General features: G+C 71.1%; 24 protein-coding genes and 1 riboswitch. Of the genes, 7 read left to right on the top strand and 17 right to left on the bottom strand.

The genetic code is table 11. The features are described from left to right. Window positions 1–15: 15 nt before the first annotated feature. The 4 genes from IF61_RS0103240 to IF61_RS0103225 form a co-directional block, all read right to left on the bottom strand. Window positions 16–1,089, bottom strand: a complete 1,074-nt coding sequence (locus IF61_RS0103240) for a C40 family peptidase (protein ID WP_030364658.1) — start codon at window positions 1,087–1,089, stop codon at window positions 16–18. A gap of 245 nt (window positions 1,090–1,334) precedes the next feature. Next, window positions 1,335–2,396, bottom strand: coding sequence for a C40 family peptidase (locus IF61_RS0103235; RefSeq protein ID WP_030364657.1), 1,062 nt, complete (start codon window positions 2,394–2,396; stop codon window positions 1,335–1,337). 219 nt (window positions 2,397–2,615) lie between these two features. Further along, a complete protein-coding gene (locus IF61_RS0103230; RefSeq protein ID WP_030364656.1) occupies window positions 2,616–3,998 on the bottom strand; it encodes an NYN domain-containing protein in 1,383 nt (460 codons plus the stop codon). A gap of 12 nt (window positions 3,999–4,010) precedes the next feature. Next, on the bottom strand, window positions 4,011–4,250 hold the full coding sequence (locus tag IF61_RS0103225) for a hypothetical protein (RefSeq protein ID WP_030364655.1): 240 nt from the start codon (window positions 4,248–4,250) through the stop codon (window positions 4,011–4,013). 152 nt (window positions 4,251–4,402) lie between these two features. Between IF61_RS0103225 and IF61_RS0103220 the strand changes: the two genes are divergently transcribed. Together IF61_RS0103220 and IF61_RS0103215 are read left to right on the top strand one after the other, a co-directional pair. Continuing rightward, on the top strand, window positions 4,403–5,119 hold the full coding sequence (locus IF61_RS0103220) for a rhomboid family intramembrane serine protease (RefSeq protein WP_052392353.1): 717 nt from the start codon (window positions 4,403–4,405) through the stop codon (window positions 5,117–5,119). Continuing rightward, a complete protein-coding gene (locus tag IF61_RS0103215; RefSeq protein WP_030364653.1) occupies window positions 5,116–5,397 on the top strand; it encodes an Lrp/AsnC family transcriptional regulator in 282 nt (93 codons plus the stop codon). The genes IF61_RS0103220 and IF61_RS0103215 overlap by 4 nt, the downstream gene beginning before the upstream one ends. Window positions 5,398–5,616: 219 nt before the next feature. Here the strand turns inward: IF61_RS0103215 and IF61_RS0103210 are convergent, their stop codons facing one another. The 6 genes from IF61_RS0103210 to ctaE all read right to left on the bottom strand — a co-directional run bounded on the left by IF61_RS0103210 (window position 5,617) and on the right by ctaE (window position 12,726). Continuing rightward, window positions 5,617–6,972 carry an aminotransferase class V-fold PLP-dependent enzyme gene (locus IF61_RS0103210; RefSeq protein ID WP_030364652.1) on the bottom strand — a complete coding sequence of 452 codons (1,356 nt, stop codon included), beginning with the start codon at window positions 6,970–6,972 and terminating at the stop codon, window positions 5,617–5,619. 151 nt (window positions 6,973–7,123) lie between these two features. Continuing rightward, window positions 7,124–7,240: riboswitch (SAM riboswitch) on the bottom strand. Window positions 7,241–7,301: 61 nt separating this feature from the next. Continuing rightward, window positions 7,302–8,366 carry an anthranilate phosphoribosyltransferase gene (gene trpD / locus IF61_RS0103205; protein WP_030364651.1) on the bottom strand — a complete coding sequence of 355 codons (1,065 nt, stop codon included), beginning with the start codon at window positions 8,364–8,366 and terminating at the stop codon, window positions 7,302–7,304. A gap of 164 nt (window positions 8,367–8,530) precedes the next feature. Beyond that, a complete protein-coding gene (qcrB, locus tag IF61_RS0103200) occupies window positions 8,531–10,180 on the bottom strand; it encodes a cytochrome bc1 complex cytochrome b subunit (RefSeq protein WP_030364650.1) in 1,650 nt (549 codons plus the stop codon). Then, window positions 10,177–11,232 carry a cytochrome bc1 complex Rieske iron-sulfur subunit gene (gene qcrA, locus IF61_RS0103195; protein WP_030364649.1) on the bottom strand — a complete coding sequence of 352 codons (1,056 nt, stop codon included), beginning with the start codon at window positions 11,230–11,232 and terminating at the stop codon, window positions 10,177–10,179. The genes qcrB and qcrA overlap by 4 nt, the downstream gene beginning before the upstream one ends. Next, window positions 11,229–12,038: a cytochrome bc1 complex diheme cytochrome c subunit gene (gene qcrC / locus IF61_RS0103190; RefSeq protein WP_030364648.1), complete on the bottom strand. Its 810-nt coding sequence runs from the start codon at window positions 12,036–12,038 to the stop codon at window positions 11,229–11,231. The genes qcrA and qcrC overlap by 4 nt, the downstream gene beginning before the upstream one ends. A gap of 67 nt (window positions 12,039–12,105) precedes the next feature. Then, window positions 12,106–12,726 (bottom strand): aa3-type cytochrome oxidase subunit III, encoded by a 621-nt coding sequence (ctaE, locus tag IF61_RS0103185; RefSeq protein WP_030364647.1) that lies wholly within the window; start codon window positions 12,724–12,726, stop codon window positions 12,106–12,108. A 237-nt stretch (window positions 12,727–12,963) separates the two neighbouring features. Here ctaE and IF61_RS0103180 point away from each other — a divergent pair, with 237 nt between their 5' ends. After that, window positions 12,964–13,365, top strand: coding sequence for a response regulator transcription factor (locus tag IF61_RS0103180; RefSeq protein ID WP_030364646.1), 402 nt, complete (start codon window positions 12,964–12,966; stop codon window positions 13,363–13,365). A 34-nt stretch (window positions 13,366–13,399) separates the two neighbouring features. On the opposite strand, the gene IF61_RS0103175 is transcribed toward IF61_RS0103180, so the two are convergent. From IF61_RS0103175 to ctaC, 4 genes are all read right to left on the bottom strand, one after another. Next, window positions 13,400–14,647, bottom strand: coding sequence for a L,D-transpeptidase (locus tag IF61_RS0103175; protein WP_030364645.1), 1,248 nt, complete (start codon window positions 14,645–14,647; stop codon window positions 13,400–13,402). A 143-nt stretch (window positions 14,648–14,790) separates the two neighbouring features. Next, complete coding sequence (locus tag IF61_RS0103170; protein WP_030364644.1) at window positions 14,791–15,189, bottom strand: cytochrome c oxidase subunit 4; 399 nt, start codon at window positions 15,187–15,189, stop codon at window positions 14,791–14,793. Beyond that, window positions 15,186–16,913, bottom strand: coding sequence for an aa3-type cytochrome oxidase subunit I (gene ctaD, locus IF61_RS0103165; protein WP_030364643.1), 1,728 nt, complete (start codon window positions 16,911–16,913; stop codon window positions 15,186–15,188). Before ctaD ends, IF61_RS0103170 begins: the two co-directional genes overlap by 4 nt. Then, window positions 16,910–17,881 carry an aa3-type cytochrome oxidase subunit II gene (gene ctaC / locus IF61_RS0103160; protein ID WP_030364642.1) on the bottom strand — a complete coding sequence of 324 codons (972 nt, stop codon included), beginning with the start codon at window positions 17,879–17,881 and terminating at the stop codon, window positions 16,910–16,912. Before ctaC ends, ctaD begins: the two co-directional genes overlap by 4 nt. Before the next feature lie 279 nt (window positions 17,882–18,160). On the opposite strand from ctaC, the gene IF61_RS0103155 reads away from it, so the two are divergent. Further along, on the top strand, window positions 18,161–19,549 hold the full coding sequence (locus IF61_RS0103155) for a cysteine desulfurase/sulfurtransferase TusA family protein (RefSeq protein WP_030364641.1): 1,389 nt from the start codon (window positions 18,161–18,163) through the stop codon (window positions 19,547–19,549). A gap of 58 nt (window positions 19,550–19,607) precedes the next feature. Here IF61_RS0103155 and IF61_RS0103150 read toward each other — a convergent pair whose 3' ends face one another. Continuing rightward, a complete protein-coding gene (locus tag IF61_RS0103150; protein ID WP_030364640.1) occupies window positions 19,608–20,582 on the bottom strand; it encodes a carbohydrate kinase family protein in 975 nt (324 codons plus the stop codon). 163 nt (window positions 20,583–20,745) lie between these two features. Between IF61_RS0103150 and IF61_RS0103145 the strand changes: the two genes are divergently transcribed. Further along, window positions 20,746–20,961, top strand: coding sequence for a hypothetical protein (locus IF61_RS0103145; protein ID WP_030364639.1), 216 nt, complete (start codon window positions 20,746–20,748; stop codon window positions 20,959–20,961). 122 nt (window positions 20,962–21,083) lie between these two features. After that, window positions 21,084–22,613, top strand: coding sequence for a hypothetical protein (locus IF61_RS0103140; protein WP_030364638.1), 1,530 nt, complete (start codon window positions 21,084–21,086; stop codon window positions 22,611–22,613). Window positions 22,614–22,691: 78 nt separating this feature from the next. On the opposite strand, the gene IF61_RS0103135 is transcribed toward IF61_RS0103140, so the two are convergent. Further along, window positions 22,692–23,048 (bottom strand): HesB/IscA family protein, encoded by a 357-nt coding sequence (locus IF61_RS0103135; RefSeq protein ID WP_030364637.1) that lies wholly within the window; start codon window positions 23,046–23,048, stop codon window positions 22,692–22,694. Between the two features lie 247 nt (window positions 23,049–23,295). On the opposite strand from IF61_RS0103135, the gene nadA reads away from it, so the two are divergent. Beyond that, window positions 23,296–24,483 carry a quinolinate synthase NadA gene (gene nadA / locus IF61_RS0103130; RefSeq protein WP_030364636.1) on the top strand — a complete coding sequence of 396 codons (1,188 nt, stop codon included), beginning with the start codon at window positions 23,296–23,298 and terminating at the stop codon, window positions 24,481–24,483. Between the two features lie 51 nt (window positions 24,484–24,534). On the opposite strand, the gene IF61_RS0103125 is transcribed toward nadA, so the two are convergent. Beyond that, the gene (locus tag IF61_RS0103125) at window positions 24,535–25,239 is read right to left on the bottom strand and encodes a response regulator (RefSeq protein WP_030364635.1); all 705 of its coding nucleotides are present in this window, start codon (window positions 25,237–25,239) and stop codon (window positions 24,535–24,537) included. Window positions 25,240–25,256: the final 17 nt, after the last annotated feature.

The following is a 25,256-nucleotide window of genomic DNA, read 5'->3' as shown; positions in this document are numbered from 1 at the left end:
GCGCTCAGGGCGTGCTCACGGCCGGGTCACGGACGAAATCGGCATCATGTTGGCCGGGTCGTAGCGCACGCGGGCGCCCGGGTAGGGCGCGTGGATGACCTGCCCGTTGCCCACGTACATGCCCACGTGGCTGGCGTCGTCGCGGTAGATGACGAGGTCACCGGGGCGGGCCTCGGACAGCGGGACGTGCCGGCCGGCGTTGCGCTGGGCCTGGGAGGTGCGCGGCAGGCCGACCCCGGCCCGCCCGTAGGCCCACTGCATGAGCCCGGAGCAGTCGAAGGCGCCCGGCCCGCTCGCGCCCCAGGCGTAGGGCGAGCCGACGGCGGAGCGGACGGCCATGGCGGCCGCGGCGCCGCGGCCGGCGGCGGCGGTGAGGTCCTGCAGCCCGCCGGGAAACCCGTCGCCGCCCGGGTGGTCCAGGGTCCGGGTGCCGCCGGAGCGCGAGGCCCGCGCGTAGGCCCGGCGGTCGGCCTCGGGCAGGGCGTTCAGCAGCCGGCGGGCGGTGGCGAGCTTGCTCTCGACGTCGCGCTTGTGGTGTTCGACGGCCTTGCGGGTGTCCTCCAGCTCGCCCAGCATGCGGGCGGCCTCGGTGCGCTCCTGGCGGAGGGCGCGCTGGGCGCCGAGGAGGGCCTTGAGCTGTTCGCCCTGGCGGTCGGAGACGCGGTCGAGGGTGGCGGCGCGCTCCAGGTAGCCGTCGGGGTCGGAGGAGAGGAGCAGCTGGAGGGCGGGGTCGACGGCGCCGCTGCGGTACTGCGCGGCGGCGATCATGCCGAGGGCGGTGCGCATGTGGTTGACGCGCTCCTGGCCGCGGGCCACGCGGTCGGTGGCCTCGGCGACCTTGCGGCGGAGCTCGCCGGCGCGCTCGCCGGCCTGGTTGAACTTCTCGGTGGCCCGTTCGGCCTGCTCGTAGAGCCGGTCGACCTGCGACTTGACGGTGCCGCCGGACCGGTCGTCGCGGGCGGTGTCGCCGGGCCGCGCTACGGCCGGGGGCGCCATGGCGGCCGCGGCCGTGGCCACGGCGGCGGACAGGACGGTGACCCGGACGGTCTGGGTGAGACCGGACTGCGAAGAACGGCGATGGGACGCCACGGGCTGCCGCACTCCCTTCGTTGCTGCTCTGTGGGTGCGGTCCGGAACGTGTCATACCGCACGCCGGACAGTAGCGGCGTGCTCACCCCGCGTTCAAAGACCGCCGGGGGTGGGAATGGGACGGGAATGCGGACGCCCCGCCGGAGACGCAGGTCACCGGCGGGGCGTGGAGTCAGCGCGGGCCACCGCGATTCGCCCGAACGGGCGGCGCGTCAGCCGTTCGGCCTAAGTGGCGGGCCGGTCCGTCAGCCTATGCGGACGCCGAACTGGAAGGGCATGTTGCCCATCGACTCGTAGCGGACGTTCGCGCCCGGCTTGGGGGCGTGCAGGGTCATGCCGTTGCCCGCGTAGAGGCCGATGTGGTGCAGGTCGCCGTAGAAGAGCACCAGGTCACCGGGCTTGAGCTGGCTCTGGTCGTAGATGCGGGTGCCGGCGTTGGCCTGGTCCTGGGAGATGCGCGGCAGCGTGACGCCGGCCTGCGCGTACGCCCATCCGGTCAGCCCGGAGCAGTCGAAGGAGCCCGGGCCGGTCGCGCCCCACACGTACGGCGAGCCGATCTTGCCCTGGGCGGCGGCGAGGGCCGCGGCGGCGCGGCCGGAGGTGGGCACGTCCTTGCCGAGGTCCGGGCGGGAGTCGTCGCGGCCGGCGCGGGCGCCGTCGCCGCTCTTGCCGCCGTCGGCCTTCTCCTTCTCGCCCATGACCTCGGCGCGCTCGGCGGCGGTGAGGGTGTTGAGCTGCTCCTTGGCCGCGGCGAGCTTCTCCTGGACGGACTCCTTCTGCTCGCCCAGCACCTTGCGGGTCTCCGCGAGGTCCTTGAGCTTGCCGGTGGCCTCCTGGCGCTGCTGCTTGAGCACGCGCTGCTTCTCGGAGATCTGCTTGAGGGTGCTGGCCTGCTTGGCACTCACCTGGTTGAGCGTCGAGGCCTTGTCGAGGTAGCCGTCGGGGTCGGAGGACAGGAGCAGCTGCAGCGAGGGGTCGACGGCGCCGCTGCGGTACTGCGCGGTGGCCAGCGAACCGAGGCCGTTGCGCAGCTTGTTGATCTCCTCCTGGCCGCGGGCGACCTTGTCCTGGAGATCGGTGACCTGCTGGTCGAGCTTGTCCTGCTTCTCCTTGGCCCCGTTGTACTTCTCCGTGGCCTGCTCGGCCTCTTCGTAGTACTTGTCGACCTTCTCCTTGACCTCTGCTTTGGAGGCCTTCGGATCGGCGTGCGCGGCCTGGGAGGTGAGGGCGACGGCTGCGGCTGCGGTCGCCGTCAGGACGGTCACCCGGGCGCGGCCCGGCTGCTTGGGTCGACGGTGGGACGCCACGGAGACGAGCTCCTTCTTCCTCGGCCGCCACCGCACGCCGAAAAGCGGCGGTTCGGGCGGGACCTTCACCGTCACCCCTAGTGGATGATCAACCGGGCGAAGGTTCGAGGCCCGACCTTAGTGACCCCGGAGTGATCCGTTCAAATCCTCATCAGAAAAATCTCCCGCCCCAAGCGAAGCTTTACCAACATGACACAGCCGGTGACGGCGGCTTGACGGTCAGGTACGGGCAAGTCGCTTGAGGAGCAGGGCCGATGCCACCGGCCGGGCGCCCGCCTTCGCGACGCCGTCCGCGACCTCGCGGTCGGTGGAGACCACCACGACCGGCCGGCCCGGCGGCTCGGCCCGCACCAGCTGGCGGATCAGCTCGTCGGCGGTGACCCCGGGCTTGCTGAAGAGCACCCGCACCCCGCGCGGCGGCGCGAGCAGGACGGGCGCGGCCAGCTCGGCGCCGTCGAAGACGCACGTGACCTCGGCGCCCGTCTGCGCGGCCAGCATCGCGAGCCCGCCCAGCAGCCGCAGCCGCTGCTTGTCCAGCGGCATCGTCGGATAGCCGGTCTTGGTGACGTTGTAGCCGTCGACCACGAGGTGCGCCTGAGGCAGCGCCAGCAGCTGGTCCAGGAGTGCCGGGTCGGTTTCGGACAGGGCGCGCGTGGCGATGTCCTTCGGGGTCATCCGGCCGGGCTCCACGGCGTCCACCGTGTCCGCCGGATGCACGGAGACGGGCGGCAGCGCCAGCTCGCGCCGCAGCCCCTGGGCCGCGTCCAGCACGGTGTCGAGCAGCAGGCGCAGGCGCATGTCCTCCACGCTGCGGCCCTCGCGCACCGCCCGGCGGCTCGCCTCCAGCCCGGCCTCGGCCTCCGACAGCCGCGTCCTGAGCCGCCGGGTCTCCCCCAGCGCCTGCGCCTTCTCGGCCGCGCCGGCCGCCCGTACGGCCTCCAGCTCGGCCTCCGCCTTGCGCACGGCTGCCTCGCCGCGCCGCACGTCGGCCACGGCGCTGCGCAGCTTGCGCTGCAGCGAATCGGATTCCTTGCGGGCGGCGTCCAGCTCGGCGCGGAGCCGCTCGGTCTCGGCGCGGGCCGCGGCCCGCGCCTCCGCCAGCTCCTCGCGCAGCCGCCGCAGTTCGCGCTGGGCCTCCTCGCCGGCGCGCTCCGCGGTCGCCCGCAGCGCCTCCTCGCCGGCCGCCGTGACGAGCTTGACCCAGCCGGCGGGCCGGAGCACGTACGCCATGGCCGCGACGTCCTCCGGATCGGCGGCCGCCGGCGGGGAACCCGCGTCCAGGGCCTCGGCGAGCTCCGAGCCCGTCTCGCGCAGCCGGGCCGAGACGCGCTGGCGGAACGCGGCGTCGTTCTCCACCGCGGCCGCCATCGCGTTGCCCGCGAACTTGGCCCGACGGCTCGGCGTGAACCGGGCGTACTGCCGCAGCGCCGCCGGGAGTTCGGCCACGGTCAGCCCGCCGAACGCCTCCGCCACCAGCGCGATGACCCGGCGCCGCACGCCCTCCGGCAACGGTCGGTCGAGCACCTCGGCAGCGCCGTCGGTCCCACCGGTGTCACCAGGCCCACCGGCCGTCTCCGCGCCACCCGTGTGCTCCACCACCATCGCTCCCGTTCTTCAGGCGTTCGCGCCCGGCCGGTCCACCAGCTCGACCTGGTCGACCGCGTTGCACCAGCGGCAACGCACGGACTCGATGGTCTCACTGACCACCTCGCGCTCCTCCACGCTCGGCTCGCCGGAAAGGTCGAGGTGGACGAATTCCACGGCTTTGGTCGTACGCGTCACATCGAACCGGGTCAGATTGCCGCACAGCGCGCAGCGCCACCGGGTCCCGGCTGTCGGCTGGGGAACGCCCATCGTGTCGTCCGTCCTCGTCAAGTCCATCGAACTGCGGGTGTGCTTCCCGTAACCCTACGGCCTGATGGTCATGCGGCGCGGAGCGTGGGCCCGCTTCGACGGCCCGGCGAGGCACTCTGTGCGCTTTACTGCTGGTACGTCATGATCTGCTCATGTTCGGAAAGCCGGGACAGGCTCCCCTCGTCACCTACGGCCTCATCGGCTCCTGCTGCGTGGTGTTCCTGCTCGGCCCCGCGTCCGGCCTCGTGGTCCCGCTGTCCGGCGGCCCCGGCAGCGGCAGCGGCCTCCTGGCCGCGCAGGCCGCCTACTTCGAGCGCTGGGGCGTGGTGCCGGAGGAGCTCTGGCACGGGCCCGCGGCGGAGCTGATCACCCCGCTCACCGCGCTCTTCGTGCACGGCAACTGGCTGCATCTGCTCGGGAACATGCTCTTCCTCTATGTCTTCGGCGCGATGGCCGAAAACCGAATGGGCCGGGGAGCCTTCGCCGTCTTCTACCTCACCGCCGGAGTGCTGGCGCTGCTCGGCTACGCCGTCGTGCACGCGGGCTCCGACCGGACGCTCGTCGGCGCCTCCGGGGCGATCTCCGGCGTGCTCGGAGCCTTCCTCTACCTCTTCCCCCGGGCCCGCGTCACCAGTCTCTTCCCGTTCCTCTTCTTCCTGCCCCTGCGCTTCCCGGCCTGGGCCGTACTGCTCTTCTGGTTCGCCCTGCAATGGCTCGCCGCCCGCTCGGCCGGCGACCGCCCCGGCGTCGCCTACCTCGCCCACGTCGTGGGCTTCGCCCTCGGCTTCCTGTACGCGTGGGCGAGGTACGGACGTACGACTAGAGTGAAGCGGGGCTGCCCCCCGACCCCCGATAGGAGCCCGCCGTGATCACTTCGATCGTCCTGATCAAGACCGACGTCGACCGGATCCCCGAGATCGCCGAGCAGATCGCGGCGATCGAGGGCGTGAGCGAGGTGTACTCGGTGACCGGGGCGCACGACCTGATCGCCATGGTCCGGGTGGCCCGCCACGACGATCTGGCCGATGTCATTCCCGGCCGCATCAGCAAGGTGCCGGGCGTCGCGTCGACGGAGACGCACATTGCGTTCCGCACGTACTCGCAGCACGACCTGGAGGCGGCGTTCGCGATCGGCCTGGAGGCGTAGAGCCGTACGCCGGTTCGGCACCGCCGATCACGCCGGTGGGGGTTGCACGCCGTCGCGGCGGAGGTTATTCCCCTGGCCCGCCCCTTCCCGAAACCGGGGGCAAGCCCCCGGCCCCCCGCAGGGGGAGACGACGAAAGGGTGGGACCGGGGCCTCTCACTCCCGCCGCAGCGGCGATCAGCCACGACGATCGTGACCGGCGGTGCCGAAACCACCGGCAGTTATGCCGGCACGCAGCGTCCCCCCTCGGTCCGGTAGGACCACTTCGCGCCGTGGCGGACGAGCTCGCCGACGGCCGTCACGAAGCGCTCGACGTGCTCGTCGGGGGTGCCCGCCCCGAAGCTGACCCGGATCGCGTTGAGGGGCGCCCCCTCGTCGGAGCCGCACCCGCCGTCCGCCGAGGACGCGCCGCCCACCAGCGTCCGCACGAGCGGATGCGCGCAGAAGAGGCCGTCCCGGACGCCGATCCCGTACTCCGCGGAGAGCGCCGCCGCGAAGTGCGAGCTGTTCCAGCCGTCGACGGTGAACGAGAGCACGCCCACGCTCGGGGCGTCCGGCCCGAACAGCGACAGCACCCGCACCCCCGGCACCGCCGCGAGCCCCTCCCGCACCCGGGCGATCAGCTCCCGCTCCCGCTCCGCGAGCCGGTCGAAGCCCGCCTCGGTGAGTGCCTTGCAGGCGGAGGCGATGGCGTAGGCGCCGATGACGTTGGGCGAGCCGGCCTCGTGCCGGGCGACCCCCTCGTGCCAGTCGACCTCCACCTCGCCGGAGGCGCCCCGTGCGACGCGCCGGCTCGCGCCCCCGCCCGCGAGGTAGGGCCGCGCGTCGCGGAGCCAGTCCGCGCGCCCGGCGAGCACGCCCGCGCCGAAGGGGGCGTAGAGCTTGTGCCCGGAGAAGGCGACCCAGTCCGCGTCCAGTTCGGCGATGTCCACGCGCTGGTGCGGTACGAGCTGGGCCGCGTCGACCACGATCCGCGCGCCGTGCGCGTGCGCGGCCGCGGCCAGTTCCCGTACGGGCCACAGCTCGCCGGTCACGTTGGACGCACCGGTCACGCATACGAGCGCGGGGCCGTACGGTTCGCGGGCCGCGAGCGCCCGCTCCAGGGTCTCGACGGCCTGCGCGGGGGTGCGGGGCGCGTCCAGGCAGGTCACGCCGACGTCCGCGCGCCGCTCCCAGGGCAGCAGCGCCGCGTGGTGCTCGGTCTCGAAGACGAACACCCGGGTGCCGGTGGGGAGTACGGCGGCGAGCAGGTTGAGGGAGTCGGTGGTCGAGCGGGTGAAGAGGACCTGGTCGTCCTCGCGGCAGCCGAGGAACGCGGCGACGTCGGCCCGGCTGTTCTCGAAGAGCTCGGTCGACAGCTGCGAGAGGTATCCCGCGCCGCGGTGCACGCTGCCGTAGTAGGGCGCGTACGCCGCCACGTCGTCCCACACCCGCTGCAGGGCGGGAGCGCTGGCCGCGTAGTCCAGCGCCGCGTACGTCACCTCTCCCCCGGTGACCAGCGGGACGCGGACATCGCATCCCAGAACCGGCAGAGGGGCACAAATGGCCTGATCGGTGGCAAGGGTGGAGACGGACATGGCGAACTCCCGTAAGAAGGCAGGCGAATTCCACCGCGCGACGAGCGCGGGAAGAGGAAAGGAAGGTGCGCGGAAAAGGGGCTCTTCGAGCCCTAACGCATTCGCTGAACCACGGAAGGATCTCCCTCGACAACCAGGATCCCTGGCGAGGGATCCGCGCTTGCCGCAGACCTCGCTGCCTGCGGCCTGGTCATCACCCGGGGCACCCCGCCACGGACGGAGGGTTGCCGGACAGCAAGCCGGGGCCTGATCGCTGTCACTCGTGACCTTGCCGAGGAGTATGGCACACGTGATCGCCCCGCGGAACCGTCGTTCCGCGGGGCGAGACGTCAGGCGTTGCTCGCGATCACCCAGCGGTCGAGCGCCCGCCGCGCCGCACCGGAGTCGATCGACTCCGCCGCGCGCGTCAGCCCGGCGCGGATCTGCTCGGCCAGCGGCGCCTCCGTGGGCGCCTGGGCCACCAGCGCCGCGGCGGAGTTCAGCAGCACCGCGTCCCGTACGGGCCCGGTCTCCCCGGCCAGCACCCGCCGTGCCACGTCCGCGTTGTACGACGCGTCGGCGCCCCGCAGCGCCTCCACCGGCACGAGGTCGATGCCCACGTCCCGCGGGTCGAAGGACTCCTCCCGGACCCGGCCGCCGGAGACCACCCACACCCGCGAGGTCGCGGTGGTCGTGAGCTCGTCGAGGCCGTCGTCGCCGCGGAAGACCAGCGCCGAGGAGCCGCGTTCGGCGAGCACTCCGGCGAGGATCGGCGCCATCCGCGGGTCCGCGACGCCGGTGGCCTGGGCCCGCACCTTGGCGGGGTTGGTCAGCGGGCCCAGCACGTTGAAGACGGTCCGGATGCCGAGCTCGCGCCGCGCCGCGGCCACGTGCCGCAGGGACGGGTGGAACTTCACGGCGAAGCAGAAGGTGATGCCGGCCTCCTCGGCCACCTCCACGACCCGCTTCGGGGTGAGGTCGAGGTTGACGCCCAGCTTCTCCAGGACGTCCGAGGCGCCGCTGGCCGAGGACGCCGCCCGGTTGCCGTGCTTGACGACCTTCGCACCGGTGCCGGCCACGACGATCGAGGACATGGTGGAGATGTTGACGGTCTTGGCGCCGTCGCCGCCGGTGCCCACGATGTCCACGCTGGGGCCCGGCACCTCGATGAGCCGGGCGTGCTCGTACATCGTGCGGACCAGGCCGGAGATCTCGGCGACGGTCTCGCCCTTGGCGCGCAGGGCGACCAGGAAACCCGCGATCTGGGCGTCGGTGGCCTCGCCGCGCATGATCCGGTCCATGGCCCAGGCGGTGTCGTCGGCGGTGAGGTCACGGCCGGTGAGGAGGGCGTCCAGCAGGCCCGGCCAGGAGGGGGCCACCGCGCTGTCGCCGCCTGCCGGGGTCACAACGTTCATGGTCCACGCTCCTGGTGGTCGGTCCGGAGAGCCGGGTTCGTCCCAAGGCTCCGCCCGCCCAGCCTATCCACCCCCGGGAACAGCGAAGAGCCCCGTCCATGCGCTGGACGGGGCTCTCGCTGTGGCGATCAGCGATCAGTGTGGATCAGGCAGTGACCCGGAGATCAGTGGTGGCCGTGGCCGCTCGTGATCTCCTCGTACTCCTCGCGCGTGGCCTTCGGGATCTGGGTCCCGTCGCCGTAGAAGCCCTTGGAGAGCTTCACGCGAAGGCGCCGGCCGGCGCCGGCCTTGCGGGCCACGCCGTTCTCGTCGAACTCCGGCTCCAGCTCGAGCGGCTTGGGCTGCTCGTGCGCCGTGAGGGTGTGCAGCTGCTCCTGCGAGAGCGGCTCGTGGACCTCGACGAACTCGCCGTGCGGCAGGCGCTTGATGATGCCGGACTCGCGTCCGTGCAGCACCTTGTCGCGGTCACGGCGCTGCAGGCCCATGCACACCCGGCGGGTGGCGATGAACGTCAGGACCGGGATCACGAAGAAGCCGATGCGGACGAACCAGGTGATGGCGTTGATCGACAGGTGGAAGTGGGTGGCCCACAGGTCGTTTCCACCACCGACCAGCATCACGAAGTACGCGGCGATCCAGGCGGCACCGAAGGCGGTGCGCGTCGGGGCGTTGCGCGGGCGGTCCAGCAGGTGGTGCTCGCGCTTGTCACCGGTGACCCAGGACTCGATGAACGGCCACACCGCGATCGCGCCGAGCACCAGCGGGAAGATGACCAGCGGGATGAACACGCCCAGGACGAGCGTGTGGCCCCACAGGTTGATCTCCCAGCCCGGCATGACACGGATCAAACCCTCGGCGAAGCCCATGTACCAGTCGGGCTGGGCGCCGGTGGACACCTGGTCCGGGCGGTACGGGCCGATGGCCCAGATCGGGTTGATCGAGGCGATCGCCGCGATGGCCGCGATGATGCCGAAGACCAGGAAGAAGAAGCCACCGGCCTTGGCCATGTAGACCGGCATCAGCGGGAGGCCGACGACGTTCTTGTTGGTCCGGCCCGGGCCGGGGAACTGCGTGTGCTTGTGGTAGATCACGAGGATCAGGTGGGCCACGAGCAGACCGAGCATGATGCCCGGCAGCAGCAGGACGTGGATGGAGAAGAACCGCGGCACGAAGTCGGAGCCGGGGAACTCGCCACCGAAGAGGAACATCGAGATGTACGTGCCGATGATCGGCACGGACAGGATCGCGCCCTCCATGAAGCGGACACCGGTGCCGGAGAGCAGGTCGTCCGGGAGCGAGTAACCGGTGAAGCCGGTGAACATGCCCAGGACGAACAGCAGGAAGCCGAACAGCCAGTTGACCTCACGCGGCTTGCGGAACGCGCCGGTGAAGAACACGCGCATCATGTGCACGAACATGCCCGCGAGGAAGATCAGCGCCGCCCAGTGGTGGATCTGCCGGATGAGCAGACCACCGCGCACGTCGAAGCTGATGTTCAGGGTGGAGGCGAAGGCCTCCGACATCCGCATGCCCTGCATCGGGACGTACGGACCGTGGTAGACGACCTCTTCCATGCTGGGGTGGAAGAACAGCGTCAGGTACACACCCGTGAGGATGATGATGACGAAGCTGTAGAGGCAGACCTCGCCCAGCATGAAGGACCAGTGGTCCGGGAAGATCTTCCGCATGTTGGCCTTGGCCAGGGAGTAGATCCCCAGGCGGCCGTCGGCCCAGTCGGCTACCCGCTCGCCTGCGGGTGCCTTGCGGCGCCCCGGCGCGCCGGCGCCGGATTCGTTCGTAGTCGTAGTGCTCATCCGCGCTCCCAGAAGGCAGGACCGACGGGCTCGGCGAAGTCGCCCATGGCCTCGAGGTAGCCCTTGTCATTGACCTTGATCCGCAGCTGCGGAAGGGCGTGGCCGGCCGGGCCGAAGATCACGCGACCGCCGTCGGAGAGGTCGAAGGTGGACTGGTGGCACGGGCACAGCACGTGGTGCGTCTGCTGCTCGTAGAGGCTGATCGGGCAGCCGACGTGGGTGCAGATCTTGGAGAACGCGACGATGCCGTCCGCCGACCAGTCGAGCTCGCGCTTGTCCTTGATGTTCTCCGGGCGGAGCCGGACGATCATCAGGGCGGCCTTGGCGATCTCCTTCTGGAAGTCGTGGTCCTCCTCCTTCATGCCCTCGGGCATGGCGAAGGTGAGGGAGCCGACCTGGATGTCCTCCGGACGCAGCGGCTGCAGCGTGTTCTGGTTGATCAGCATCTTGCCCTCGGACCAGGCGGTCTTCCGGAGCTTGGTGCCCGGCAGCGGTCCGAGGTCGCGCAGCAGCATCACGCCGGAGAGCGGCACCAGGGCCAGCGCGCCGAACATGGTGTTGCGGATCAGCTTGCGGCGGCCGAAGGCCGACTCCTCCGCGCCCTGCTTGAAGTCCGCCAGGACCTTGGCCTTGACGTCGGGCTCGGCGGCGATGGCGTGCCGCTCGTCGGCGACCTCCACGTCCGACATCAGGGTGCGGGCCCAGTGGACCGCGCCCGCGCCGATGCAGAACAGCGCCACCGCCAGGGTGAGCCCCAGCGAGAAGTTCAGGGCGCTGATGTGGCCGATCGGGAACACATAGATGCTCTTGTCGACCGGCACGCTCACGTAGGAGGCGATGAAGCCGACGGTGGCCAGCATCGAGAGCAGGAACAGGAAGGCGACCACGCGCTCGGAGCGCTTGGCGGCCTGCTCGTCGATGTCCTGGATGCGGGCCTCGTGCGGCGGCAGGCCGGGGTCGGCGAACGGGTCGCCGGCGGTCTTCGTCACGGCGCCGCCGTGCGCGTCCTGCGTGCTCGGCAGGTTCTCTTCTGGAATGTCTTGGCTACTCATGACTTCTTGGCCTTAGCGGTGTGGGCCGCGACCCAGATGGCTACTGCGATCAGCGCGCCCAGGCCGAAGATCCAGGCGAACAGACCCTCGCTGACGGGGCCGAGCCCGCCCAGCTCGAGGCCGCCCGGGCTCTCCGACTTGCTGCTGTTGACCGTGTCGAGGTACGCGATGATGTCCTTCTTGTTCTTCTCCGACATCGTCGTGTCGGGGAAGGAAGGCATGTTCTGCGGGCCGGTCTGCATGGCCTCGTAGATGTGCTTCGGGTTGACGTCCGTCAGGTCCGGAGCGTACTTGCCGTTGGAGAGCGCGCCGCCCTTACCGGTGAAGTTGTGGCACTGGGCGCAGTTGGTGCGGAAGAGCTCCCCGCCCTTGGCGATGTCCGCGCCGTCCGGGCTGTACTGATCCTTGGTCGGGACCGAGGGGCCGGCGCCCAGCGAGGCGATGTACGCGGCGATCTGGTCGGTCTGCGCCTGCGAGTAGATCGCCTTCTTGCGGGGGGCCTGGGCACCCTGCTGCTGGAGCGGCATGCGGCCGGTGCGGACCTGGAAGTCCACGGCCGCGGCGCCCACGCCGACGAGGCTCGGGCCGTCACTGGTGCCCTGACCGCCGGTGCCGTGGCAGCTTGCGCAGCCCACGGAATAGAGCTTCTTGCCCTCCTCGATGGCGAGGGACTGGGCGGTTCCATCGGCCTTGGCCGTGTCCGCCGGCGCGAACGCGGCGTACAGCCCCCCAGTGACCGCCAGCGCGAAGAGTAGGACGACGACCGCCGCCAGCGGATGGCGTCGTCGTGCGGAGAGCTTTTTCACGGATTACCCCGGTGTCAGGATCTTCTGCGTCGATCTGGACTGTTGGTCCGGTGCGGGACGGGACCGATTACTTGATCAAGTAGATCGTGGCGAAGAGGCCGATCCACACCACGTCGACGAAGTGCCAGTAGTAGGACACGACGATCGCCGCCGTCGCCTGGTGGTGGGTGAACCTCTTGGCCGCGTACGTCCTGCCCAGAACCAGCAGGAAGGCGATCAGACCGCCCGTCACGTGCAGGCCGTGGAAGCCGGTCGTCAGGTAGAACACCGAGCCGTACGGGTCGGAGGAGAGCGAGAGGCCGTCCTCCTTGACGAGGTCGGTGTACTCGAAGACCTGGCCGCCGATGAAGATGGCACCCATCACGAACGTGATCGTGAACCAGGTACGCAGCTTCTTCACGTCGCCGCGCTCCGCGGCGAAGACGCCGAGCTGGCAGGTGAGGGAGGAGAGCACCAGGATCGTGGTGTTCGTCGCCGAGAACGGAAGGTTCAGCGAGGACGCCATTTCCTTCCAGTGGTCGGCACCCGTCACCGATCGCAGGGTGAAGTACATCGCGAAGAGGGCCGCGAAGAACATCAGCTCGGAACTCAACCAGATGATGGTTCCGACGCTGGTGAGGTTCGGTCGATTGACCGACGGGTGTGCGTGCCCGGTATCTGTTGCTGTTGCAGTCGCCACGACCGACATTATGTCGGTCGCTTATCTCGTGCTCACTCCGGGGGGTGCCGTTCGGTGTGTCAAGAGCATGTGCGCTGCTCGTACGGCCCAGTGCCGGGGTCCCCCAAAGGGGGGAACCGGACGTTCCGGGGCACCTCGCGGGCCTGACGGACCCTCCTCCGGAAGGGTGTTCGCGGAGTAGAGTCCGGCCATCGATCAGCTCCACGTCAGATCCACAGCTGTGCCGAACACAAGCCTGGAGGAACGATGCAGCCGACGGCCACCGTGCTGGTCTACAGCGACAACGCGGACACCCGCGAGCAGGTCCGGCTGGCCGCGGGGCGCAGGCCGGCCCCCGACGTGCCGCCGGTCGAGTACGTGGAGTGCGCGACCCTCCCGGGCGTGCTCGCGGCCCTGGAGGCGCACCACGTGGACGTGTGCGTCCTGGACGGCGAGACGGCGCCCGCGGGCGGCATGGGGGTGTGCCGGCAGCTGAAGGACGAGGTGTTCCGCTGCCCGCCCGTGCTGCTGCTGATGGGCCGCCCGCAGGACGCCTGGCTGGCCACCTGGAGCCGCGCGGACGCGGCCGTGACGCACCCGCTGGACCCGGCGGCGTTCGCCGAGGCGCTGGCGGGCCTGCTGCGCAGCCGGAAGGCCGTGGACGCCTGACGGGCCGGGAGGGCTCGCGGGACGCTCCGGGCGGCTAGAGCTCGGGGCGCAGGCGGGCCGCGTCGGCGGGGCCGGTCCCCTGCTTCTTGCCCCCGACGAGTGCGCTGCCCTTGCGCCATTCGTCCCAGTCCACGTTCCAGTCGCCGAAGCCGTTGTCGAAGGGCGTCATGGTGTCGCCCGCGCTGCCCACGACCTTGACGAGGTCGCCGACGTGGACGGTGTCGAAGAACCACTTGGCGTTGGCGGTGCTCATGCCGGTGCAGCCGTGGCTGACGTTCTCCCAGCCCTGGGAGCCCTCGGACCAGGGGGCGGCGTGCACGTACTCGCCGCTCCAGGTGACCCGGGTGGCCCAGTAGACGGGCAGGTCGTAGGAGTCGGCGCTGCCCTCGGCGATGCCGATGCTGGTGCCGCGCATGCGTACGAAGGATTCCCGGCCCAGGATCACCTTGACCCCGTTGCGGGTGGCGTAGCCGGGTTTGCCGGTGGTCACCGGGATGGACCGGATCTCCTTGCCGTTGCGCAGCACGGTCATGCTGTGGGCGCCGGCGTCGGTGACGGCCTCGATGCGGTCGCCGGTGGTCAGCCTGACGGGCTTGGAGGGGCCTCCGTAGAGGCCGCCGCCGACCTTGATGCCGTCGAGGGTGGCGTGCACGTCGACGGTGGAGTTGGCGGGCCAGTACTCCTTGGGCCGGTAATGCAGGGTGCGGTTGTCCACCCAGTGCCAGGCGCCCTCCACGGCGGGCTGCGACTCGACCCTGAGGGTGCGTTCGACGACGGCGCGGGCGGCCGGGTCCTGGACGGGGGTGCTCAGCTCGGCGGTGATGGGCTGCCCCACCCCGTAGGTGCCGTTCTGCGGGCCGAAAGTGACGCGCAGGAGGCGGTCCGCCGGATTGGTGTCGAAGCCGATCGTGCGGCGCCCCTGGGCCCCGTTCTCGTCCTCGGTGGTGACGCGGACGGTGTAGTGGGCTCCGGCGGCGAGGGCGCCGGTGCTGTGCCAGCGGGAGCCGTCGGGGGCGAGCTCGCCCTTGACGTAGCGGCCGGCGGCGTCCGTGGCGGTGACGTCGGTGATGCGGTCGTCGCCCCTGGCCGTCACCTCCAGCGGCTTGCTGGGGTCCGCCTTCTGCCCGTCGCGGGCGCTGGTGAGCTCCACCTGACCGCCGGCGTCGTAGGGCTTGTCGGCCAGCGGGTTGGACGAGCCGCCGCAGGCGGTGACCCCCACCGCCAGCGCGGTCAGCAGCACGGCGCCGCAGAGCGCCAAGCGGTGTCGAGGTGACTGGGTCATGCTCACACCGTAGGGACGATCGGGGCGTACGGCCTGTCGGGTGACTGCAAACGGGTGGTTGTGCGCGAGGGCGCCGGGAACGCAGCGGGCCCCGCACACCGGTGAGGTGTGCGGGGCCCGTACGGCTCGGCCTGCGCCCGCCGTTACTGGTTCTGGTTCTCGCCGCGGTAGAACTCGAACACCCAGCCGAAGAGGCCGACCAGGATGATCGGGGCCGAGAAGTACATCAGCCACCAGCCGAAGCAGATGCTCAGGAAGGCCAGGGCGCCACCGACCGCCAGGGAGAGCGGCTGCCAGCTGTGCGGGGCGAAGAAGCCCAGCTCGCCGGCGTCGTCGGCGACGTCCGCCTCCTTGTTGTCACCGGCGCCGGTGTCCACCCGGCGTGCGGTGAACGCCAGGTAGTAGCCGACCATGACGCACAGTCCGAAGGCCATGAAGAGGGCCGTCGTGCCGGCCGCTTCCTTCGACCACACGCCATAGACACACGCCATGGCGAGGATGAAGACGGAGAGCCAGATGAACATCTTGCCCTGGATCTTCACTTGCCGGCCTCCTTGCCACCCGCGAGGGCCTTCTCAGTCGCGAGGTTCTCTTCGAGCTCCAGGGCCGCGATCTCCGGGTGGTGCAGGTCGAACGCCGGGGATTCGGAGCGGATGCGCGGCAGCGTGAGGAAGTTGTGCCGCGGCGGCGGGCAGGAGGTCGCCCACTCCAGCGAGCGGCCGTAGCCCCACGGGTCGTCGACCTCGACCTTCTTGCCGTACTTGGCGGTCTTCCAGACGTTGTACATGAACGGCAGGATCGACAGGCCCAGCAGGAAGGAGCTGATGGTCGAGATGGTGTTCAGCGTGGTGAAGCCGTCGGCGGCCAGGTAGTCCGCGTAACGGCGCGGCATGCCCTCGGCACCGAGCCAGTGCTGCACCAGGAACGTGCCGTGGAAGCCCACGAACAGCGTCCAGAAGGTGATCTTGCCGAGCTTCTCGTCCAGCATCTTGCCCGTGAACTTCGGCCACCAGAAGTGGAAGCCGGAGAACATCGCGAACACCACGGTGCCGAAGATGACGTAGTGGAAGTGCGCGACCACGAAGTACGAGTCGGAGACGTGGAAGTCCAGCGGGGGCGAAGCCAGGATGACGCCGGTCAGACCACCGAAGGTGAAGGTGATCAGGAAGCCGGTGGCCCACAGCATCGGTGTCTCGAAGGACAGCGAGCCCTTCCACATGGTGCCGATCCAGTTGAAGAACTTCACACCGGTCGGGACCGCGATCAGGAAGGTCATGAAGGAGAAGAACGGCAGCAGCACGCCGCCCGTGACGTACATGTGGTGCGCCCACACCGTCACCGAAAGGCCCGCGATCGAGATCGTGGCCGCGATCAGGCCCCAGTAGCCGAACATCGGCTTGCGGGAGAAGACCGGGATGACCTCGGAAATGATGCCGAAGAACGGCAGCGCGATGATGTACACCTCGGGGTGGCCGAAGAACCAGAAGAGGTGCTGCCACAGCAGGGCGCCGCCATTGGCCGCGTCGAAGACGTGGGCCCCGAATTTACGGTCCGCCTCCAGGGCGAACAGCGCGGCCGCCAGGACCGGGAAGGCCAGCAGGACCAGCACACCGGTCAGCAGGACGTTCCACGTGAAGATCGGCATGCGGAACATCGTCATGCCGGGCGCGCGCATGCAGATGATCGTGGTGATGAAGTTGACCGAGCCGAGGATCGTGCCGAAACCGGAGAAGGCCAGACCCATGATCCACATGTCGGCGCCGACGCCCGGCGAGCGGACGGCGTCCGACAGCGGGGAGTAGGCGAACCAGCCGAAGTCGGCCGCACCCTGCGGGGTGAGGAAGCCGGCCACGGCGATGACCGAGCCGAACAGGTACAGCCAGTAGGCGAACATGTTCAGCCGCGGGAACGCCACGTCGGGCGCGCCGATCTGCAGCGGCATGATCCAGTTCGCGAAACCGGCGAACAGCGGCGTCGCGAACATCAGCAGCATGATCGTGCCGTGCATCGTGAACGCCTGGTTGAACTGCTCGTTCGACATGATCTGCGTGCCGGGACGGGCGAGTTCGGCGCGCATCAGCAGCGCCATCAGACCGCCGATGCAGAAGAACGCGAACGACGTGACCAGATACATCGTGCCGATGGTCTTGTGGTCAGTGGTGGTGAGCCACTTGACCGCATTGATACCGGGCTGCTTCTGGCGGACTGGCGGTGCTGCCGTGGCTGTCGCGGCGGCGGCACCCTGGGGTTCGTTGAGGATGCTCACTTGTTCTTGGTCTCCGCGTTCTTCGCGTGATCCGTCATCGCGATGCCCGCCGGCTGGTAGCCGGTCTGGCCCTTCGCCGCCAGCTCCTTCAGGTGCTGCTTGTAGCGCTCAGGAGAGACGACCTTGACGTTGAAGAGCATCCGGGAGTGGTCCTGGCCGCAGAGCTCGGCGCACTTGCCCAGGAAGGTGCCCTCCTTGTTGGGGGTCACCGTGAAGCTGTTGGTGTGCCCCGGAATGACGTCCTGCTTCATCAGGAACGGCACCACCCAGAAGGAGTGGATGACGTCCCGCGAGGTCAGCACGAACTCGACCGTCTCGCCCTTGGGCAGCCACAGCGTGGGGCCGGGGTTGTTGGTCTGCTCGTTGCGCGTGCCGGGGACGCCGATGTCGTAGACACCCTCCGCGCCCTGCGGTGCCTTCTTCAGGAACCGGTCCGGGATCGCGTCGAGCTCCTTGTTCTCCCGGAGCGGCTTCGCCGGGGTCGCGGCGTTGCCGTCGACGTCCTCCATGTAGTTGAAGGCCCAGCTCCACTGGAAGCCCACCACGTTCACGACGTGCTGGGGCTTCTCCGGGTTGGTCAGCAGCTTGTTCTCGTCACGCGCGGTGAAGTAGAAGAGCACCGACACGATGATGATCGGAACCGCCGTGTACAGCGCCTCGATCGGCATGTTGTACCGGGTCTGCTGGGGCACCTCCACCTTCGTCCGGCTGCGCCGGTGGAAGATGACGCTCCAGATGATCAGGCCCCACACCAGGATGCCGGTCACGAGGGCGGCGGCCCAGGAGCCCTGCCACAGGGAGAGGATCCGCGGCGCCTCTTCCGTGACGGGAGTGGGCATTCCGAGGCGGGGGAAGTCCTTCGATGTGCAACCGGTAGCGGTCGCCAGGACAGCGCCCGCGGCCAGCGCCTGCAGCAGCTTCCGCCGCACCGGGCGCCGCGACGAGCGGTCGGAGCCGTTGGGACTCACGTAGCGCCTTCCCGAGAGTCTCGCCCGTGCGGCCGGCTGCGGCCGTCTCGCTGGTCGGTCGCCGGCCCGCTGCGGGCAGGGGTTTGGATGTTTATGCGGACCAAACCCTACTGGACGCTATTTGGGGCCGCGCGGGGAGGGTGCCCAACGCGCCGCGTCACTCCCCGAAGGGATGGAATCCACGGGTCCGGCCGCCGTCTGGGGGACCGTCAGGCGGCTGCGCCGCAGGTCGGAAGGTACGCGCGGAGCTGCCTTCCGGCGACGCGTTAGTTTCTGGGTGTGCCCTACTTCGACGCCGCCTCCGCCGCTCCCCTGCACCCCGTCGCCCGTCAGGCGCTGCTGGCCTCCCTCGACGAGGGCTGGGCCGATCCCGCCCGGCTCCACCGCGAGGGCCGGCGGGCCCGGCTGCTGCTGGACGCCGCCCGCGAGGCCGCGGCGGAGGTCGTGGGCTGCCGCCCCGACGAGCTCGTCTTCACCCCTTCGGGTACCCGCGCGGTGCACGACGGCCTTGCCGGCGCACTGGCCGGGCGCCGCCGCACCGGCCGCCACCTGGTGGTCTCGGCCGTCGAGCACTCCTCCGTCCTCGCCTGCGCCGCGGCCCTGGAGGCGGCCGGCGGCAGCTTCACGGAGGTGCCCGTCGACCGGGCGGGCCGTGTGGAGCCCGGAGCGTACGCGGCGGCGCTGCGCCCCGGCACGGCGCTGGCCGCCCTGCAGTCCGCCAACCACGAGGTGGGCACCGAGCAGCCGGTGGCCGAGGTGGCCGAGGAGTGCCGGGCCGCGGGGGTGCCGCTGCTGGTGGACGCGGCGCAGTCGCTCGCGTGGGGGCCCGTGGCGAGCGGCTGGTCGCTGCTCGCGGCCAGCGCGCACAAGTGGGGCGGTCCGTCGGGCGTGGGTCTGCTGGCGGTCCGCAAGGGGACGCGGTTCGCGTTCCAGGGCCCGGCGGACGAGCGGGAGTCGGGCCGGGCGCCGGGCTTCCCCGACCTGCCGGCGATCGTGGCGGCGGCCGCGTCGCTGCGGGCCGTGCGGCAGGAGGCGGCGGAGGAGGGCGCCCGGCTGCGGGCGCTGGTCGAGCGGATCCGCGAGCGGGTGCCCGCGGTCGTGCCGGACGTGGAGGTGGTGGGCGACCCGGTGCGGAGGCTGCCGCATCTGGTCACGTTCTCGTGTCTGTACGTCGACGGCGAGACGCTGCTGCACGCCCTCGACCGGGCGGGGTTCTCCGTCTCCTCCGGTTCCTCGTGCACCTCCGGCACCCTGGCCCCGAGCCATGTGCTGCAGGCGATGGGCGTGCTGTCGGAGGGCAACGTCCGGGTGTCGCTGCCGGCGGGCACGGCGGAGGAGGACGTCGAGCGCTTCCTCGACGTGCTGCCGGGGGTGGTGGCGTCCGTGCGGCAGCAGTTGGGCGCGCCGGCGGCACCCGGGCCGGGCCCCCGGGAGACGTCCGGGACCGGGCTGGTGGTCGATTCGCTGGGCAAGCGCTGCCCGATCCCGGTGATCGAGCTGGCCCGGTCCATCGGCGACGTGCCGGTGGGCGGTCTGGTGACCGTGCTGTCCGACGACGAGGCCGCGCGGCTGGACATCCCCGCGTGGTGCGACATGCGGGAGCAGGAGTACGTGGGGGAACGCCCGGCGGAGCGGGGCACGGCGTACGTGGTGCGGCGGCGCACGTAGCCCCCGGCCCTGGACGCACGCGGCCCCTGCCCCCCGAGGGGAGCAGGGGCCGTGACCGTCAGGACAGGTGCGTCTTGACCTCGGCGGCGGCCTCGTCGCCGTAGGCCTTGGTGAAGCGCTCCATGAAGTGGCCGCGGCGCAGCTCGTACTCCTGGGTGCCCAGGGTCTCGATGACCAGGGTGGCGAGCATGCAGCCCAGCTGGGCGGCGCGCTCCAGGGGCAGCTCCCAGGTCAGGCCGGCGAGGAAGCCCGCGCGGAAGGCGTCGCCGACGCCGGTCGGGTCGACCTTGGCCTCTTCCTGGGCGCAGCCGACCTCGATGGCGGGCTCGCCCGCGCGCTCGATGCGCACGCCCTGCGCGCCGAGGGTGGTGATGCGCGTGCCGACCTTGGCCAGGATCTCGTCCCCGGACCAGCCGGTCTTGGACTCGATGAGGGCCTTCTCGTACTCGTTGGTGAAGAGGTACGTGGCGCCCTCGACGAGGACGCGGATGTCGTCGCCGTCCATGCGCGCCAGCTGCTGGGAGGGGTCGGCGGCGAAGGGGATGCCCCGGGAGCGGCACTCCTCGGTGTGGCGGATCATCGCCTCGGGGTCGTCGGCGCCGATCAGGACCAGGTCGAGGCCGCCGACGCGGTCGGCGACGGGCTGCAGCTCGATCTGGCGGGCCTCGCTCATCGCGCCGGTGTAGAAGGACGCGATCTGGTTGTGGTCGGTGTCCGTGGTGCAGACGAAGCGTGCGGTGTGCAGGACCTCGGAGATGCGGACGGAGTCGGTGTCCACGCCGTGCCGCTCCAGCCAGGCGCGGTACTCGGCGAAGTCGGCGCCGGCGGCGCCGACCAGGATCGGGCGCAGGCCGAGCAGGCCCATGCCGAAGCAGATGTTGGGGGCGACACCGCCGCGGCGGACGTCGAGTTCGTCGACGAGGAAGGACAGCGAGACGGTGTGCAGCTGGTCCGCCACGAGCTGATCGGCGAAACGGCCGGGGAACGTCATCAGATGGTCAGTGGCGATGGAGCCGGTGACTGCGATACGCACGGCGGTTCTGCTCCTGCGGGGGCGAGGTAACGGGGATCAGGACGAGCCACACCACGCTACCGGGTCCGGAATTCGCGCCTGCGTACAGTTTCAGCCATCGTCCGGACAAAATTACCAAATAGTAGCCCTTTCATCGTGCGTTACGGGTGCATACGGTGCCGCTATGCCGAACCCTGTGAAGGACGTCACTTTTACCGAGTACGAGCCCGAGTCGCTGGCGGAGCTGCGCGGGCTGTGCGCACGGATGTCGCCGCACTGGACGGGAGCGCCCGGCAAGGGGCCGGAGGCCGCGGCCGTGCCGCCCTCGCTGATCAGGGGCGTCTCGGTGCCGGCCGGGTCGGCGCGGCTGATCGACGGGATGTCGGAGTACGGCGACTGACGCTCCCGTTCCACCCGGCCGCGGCCGGGTGGAACCGCTCGCTCCTGTGCTCCGTCCAAGCCGCGTCCCCTTCTCGGGGGATGCAGCGCTACGGACATTGGGCGGAGTGAAGGAGCGATGTGGTGAGCACCGAGGGCGGCAGCCCCGAAGGCAAGCAGCAGCGGAAGCGTTCACGGCTCGCGGTCGCCTCGGTGGCGGCGGCGGTGCTGCTGGCCGGTGGCGGCGGTGCGTACTGGGCCGCCACGGCGTCGGAGGGCGACGGCGGCAAGGGTGGTGGGGCGCCGGGCGGTGAGGGCTCCCCGCCGCCCCTCGCGCTGGACGCCCCGGCCGCCGGCGGGCCCACGGGGCCCTCGCAGGGCATCGCCGTGGGCGAGCCGGACCCGGGCGGCGTGCGCTACCGCGCCGAGGGGAAGCTCCCCGACGGGCCGCGGACGGCCGCGGTCCGGCTGCCGGAGGGCGAGGTGGGCCGCGCGGAGGCGGCCTCCCTCGCCGCGGCCCTGCACGTGTCCGGCACGCCGCAGCTGGAGGGGGACACCTGGCGGGTGGGCGGCCCGCCCGGGGCGGACGAGCCGGTCCTGCAGGTGGCCCGCAAGGGGCCCGGCAACTGGTCCTTCGCGCGCTACGGCAACGCCGGCAAGGGGTGCGTGCACCCGCCGGGCTCGGGGCCGCGCACGGACCCCGCCGCGGACCTGTCCCCGGCCGGGCCCGCGAGCTGCCCGCAGCAGGAGGGGCCGGCCCCGGACGGGCAGCCGCCCGTGCCGGAGGAGAAGGCGAAGAGCGCCGCCGCGCCCGTCCTGAAGGCGCTCGGCCAGGACGATTCCAAGATCGACGCCTCGCAGCTCTTCGGCGCGGTGCGGACGGTCAACGCCGATCCCGTGCTGGACGGCCTGCCGGTCTTCGGCTGGCGGACGACGCTGGCGGTCGGCTCGGACGCCCAGCTCGTACGGGGCAGCGGCCAGCTCCAGGTCCCGCCGAAGGGGGCGGCGTACCCGCTCGTGACGGCCGACGAGGCGCTGAAGGAGCTCAACAAGGGCGGCGGCGCCGGCCGTCCCGCGATCGGCGGCTGCGCCTCCCCCGTCCCGCACGGCGGCGCGGAGGCGAACGGGGACGGGGCACGCGGCTTCGCAGTGCCCTGCCCGCCGAAGGCCCCGCCGCGCGAGCCCGCGACGGTGACCGGGGCCGTGCCGGGCCTGTCGGCGCAGTCGGTGGCCGGGCGGCAGGCGCTGGTGCCGTCGTGGCTGTTCCAGGTGCGCCTGCCGGGCGCGGAGAAGGGGGCGGCGGTCACCGTCGCGCAGCCCGCGGTGGACCCCGAGTTCCTGGTGCGGCACTCCCCCGGCCCGGACCGCTCGGAGAGCCCGGGGAAGGGCACGCCGAGGTCGGCGCCGGTGCACGTGGAGTCGTACAGCGTGGACGGGAAGAAGCTCGTCCTGCACTTCTGGGGCGGGGTGTGCCAGAACTACGCGGCCTCCGCCGAGCAGTCGGCCGCCGCGGTGACGGTCAAGGTCACCGGGACGGAGAAGCAGCCGGGCCGGGAGTGCGTGCTGATGGCGAAGAAGTTCGACGAGACGGTGACGCTGGACGAGCCGCTGGGCGACCGCAAGGTGGTGGACGCCTCGACGGGCGAGCCCGTGGCGCGGCAGCAGGAGAAGTGAGCCGGAGCGCCACGGAAAACCGCGAAGGCGGTGCCCCCGGCCGGGGGCACCGCCTTCGCGGTACAAGCAGGTGACGGCTCAGCTGAAGGAGTCGCCGCAGGCGCAGGAACCCGTGGCGTTCGGGTTGTCGATCGTGAAGCCCTGCTTCTCGATGGTGTCGACGAAGTCGATGGAGGCGCCGCCCAGGTACGGGGCGCTCATGCGGTCCGTGACGACCTTGACGCCGTCGAAGTCCTTGACGACGTCTCCGTCGAGCGAGCGCTCGTCGAAGAAGAGCTGGTAGCGCAGGCCGGAGCAGCCGCCGGGCTGGACGGCGACGCGCAGCGCGAGGTCGTCACGGCCTTCCTGCTCCAGCAGGCCCTTGACCTTGGCGGCGGCGGCGTCGGACAGGAGGATGCCGTCGCTCACAGTGGTCTTCTCGTCCTGAACGGACATCTGCTTCACTCCCGGGTTTGGTGCGGACTGCTTGCCCTCGGCTGCAACCGCCGGTCTCCCGGATTCATTCCGGGTCTGCTGCGGTGTTTTCCGCCTTTCATGCTCGCACACCCCGCGCCGGATCGGGAATGTGTCACATCGACGCGATCACCATCGTCAAACTGACGCGAAGCAGTTATGATAGATAGCGTCATTTTGACGACAAGGCCCTTCCCGGCCGTCCCGCAGAACAGAAAGGGTGCGTGACGTGACCACCGCCCAGCCCTTGGACTTCCAGGCCCCGGCTCCTTCGCCGCTCGCGCTCCTGCTGCTCGGCCGCGAGGCCGACCCGAAGAGCGAGCGGGGCGTGGAGTGCCCCGGCGACCTGCCGGCGCCCTCCGACCCGGACCTGGTGGAGCGTGCCCGAGCGGCCAAGGCGAAGCTCGGGGACAAGGTCTTCGTGCTCGGCCACCACTACCAGCGCGACGAGGTCATCGAGTTCGCGGACGTGACCGGGGACTCCTTCAAGCTCGCGCGTGACGCGGCCGCCCGCCCGGACGCCGAGTACATCGTCTTCTGCGGCGTGCACTTCATGGCCGAGTCCGCGGACATCCTCACCACCGCCGGCCAGCAGGTCGTCCTGCCGGACCTCGCGGCCGGCTGCTCGATGGCCGACATGGCCACCGCCGAGCAGGTCGCCGAGTGCTGGGACGTGCTGACCGAGGCGGGCGTCGCGGACGTGACCGTCCCCGTCTCGTACATGAACTCCTCGGCCGACATCAAGGCCTTCACCGGCAAGCACGGCGGCACGATCTGCACCTCCTCGAACGCCGAGCGCGCCCTGAACTGGGCGTTCGAGCAGGGCGAGAAGATCCTCTTCCTCCCCGACCAGCACCTGGGCCGCAACACCGCCGTCCGCGACATGGGGATGTCCCTGGACGACTGCGTCCTGTACAACCCGCACAAGCCGGGCGGCGGCCTGACCGCCGAGCAGCTGCGCGGCGCGAAGATGATCCTGTGGCGCGGACACTGCTCCGTCCACGGCCGCTTCTCGCTCGACTCGGTCAACGACGTGCGCGAGCGCATCCCGGGCGTCAACGTCCTGGTGCACCCCGAGTGCCGGCACGAGGTCGTGGCCGCGGCCGACTACGTCGGCTCGACGGAGTACATCATCAAGACCCTGGAGGCGGCCCCCGCCGGCTCCAAGTGGGCCATCGGCACGGAGCTGAACCTGGTCCGGCGCCTGGCGAATCGATTCGCCGGCGAGGGCAAGGAGATCGTCTTCCTCGACAAGACGGTGTGCTTCTGCTCGACCATGAACCGGATCGACCTGCCGCACCTGGTGTGGGCGCTGGAGTCCCTCGCGGCCGGCAAGGTCGTCAACCGGATCGAGGTCGACCCGGAGGTGGCGGCGTTCTCGAAGCTGGCGCTGGAGCGGATGCTGGCGCTGCCGTAGCCGTCCCGGGGCCCGGCAGCGGGCCCCGTCCCGGCGGCGGGACCCGGCGGCTCAGTCCGTCCTCGGCCGGACCAGGCCCGACTCGTAGGCGATGACCACGAGTTGGGCCCGGTCCCGCGCCCCCAGCTTCGCCATCGCACGGTTGACGTGCGTCTTGACGGTCAGCGGGCTGACCTCCAGCCGCTCGCCGATCTCGTCGTTGGACAGCCCGCCCGCGACGTGCACGAGCACTTCCCGCTCCCGCCCCGTGAGCGCGTCCAGCCGGGCCGGCCGGCCGCCCTCCGGCCGCGCGGACTCGCCCGGCTGGGCGAGGAACCGCGCGATGAGCCCCTTCGTCGCCGCGGGCGACAGCAGCGCCTCCCCCGCCCGCGCCACCCGGATCGCGGCCAGCAGCTCCTCCGGCTCGGCGCCCTTGCCGAGGAAGCCCGAGGCGCCCGCCCGGAGCGACTGCACCACGTACTCGTCGACCTCGAAGGTCGTCAGCATCACCACGCGCACGTCCGCGAGGTCCGGGTCCGAGCAGATGGCCCGGGTCGCGGTCAGGCCGTCCGTGCCCGGCATCCGGATGTCCATCAGGACCACGTCCGGGGCGTGCCGCCGGGCCAGTTCGAGGGCCTCCGCGCCGTCGGCGGCCTCCCCCACGACGGTCATGTCCGGCTCCGAGTTCACCAGGACGCGGAACGCGCTGCGCAGGAGGGCCTGGTCGTCGGCGAGGAGAACCTTGATGACGGGGACGGGGCACTCGTGATCAGCCATGGACCCCAAGGGTACGG

The organism is Streptomyces roseoverticillatus, assembly GCF_000719265.1.
GTDB classification, from domain to species: Bacteria; Actinomycetota; Actinomycetes; order Streptomycetales; family Streptomycetaceae; genus Streptomyces; species Streptomyces roseoverticillatus.
Note: the sequence above shows the minus strand (reverse complement) of the source record. Positions and strands in the feature narration are given on the sequence as shown.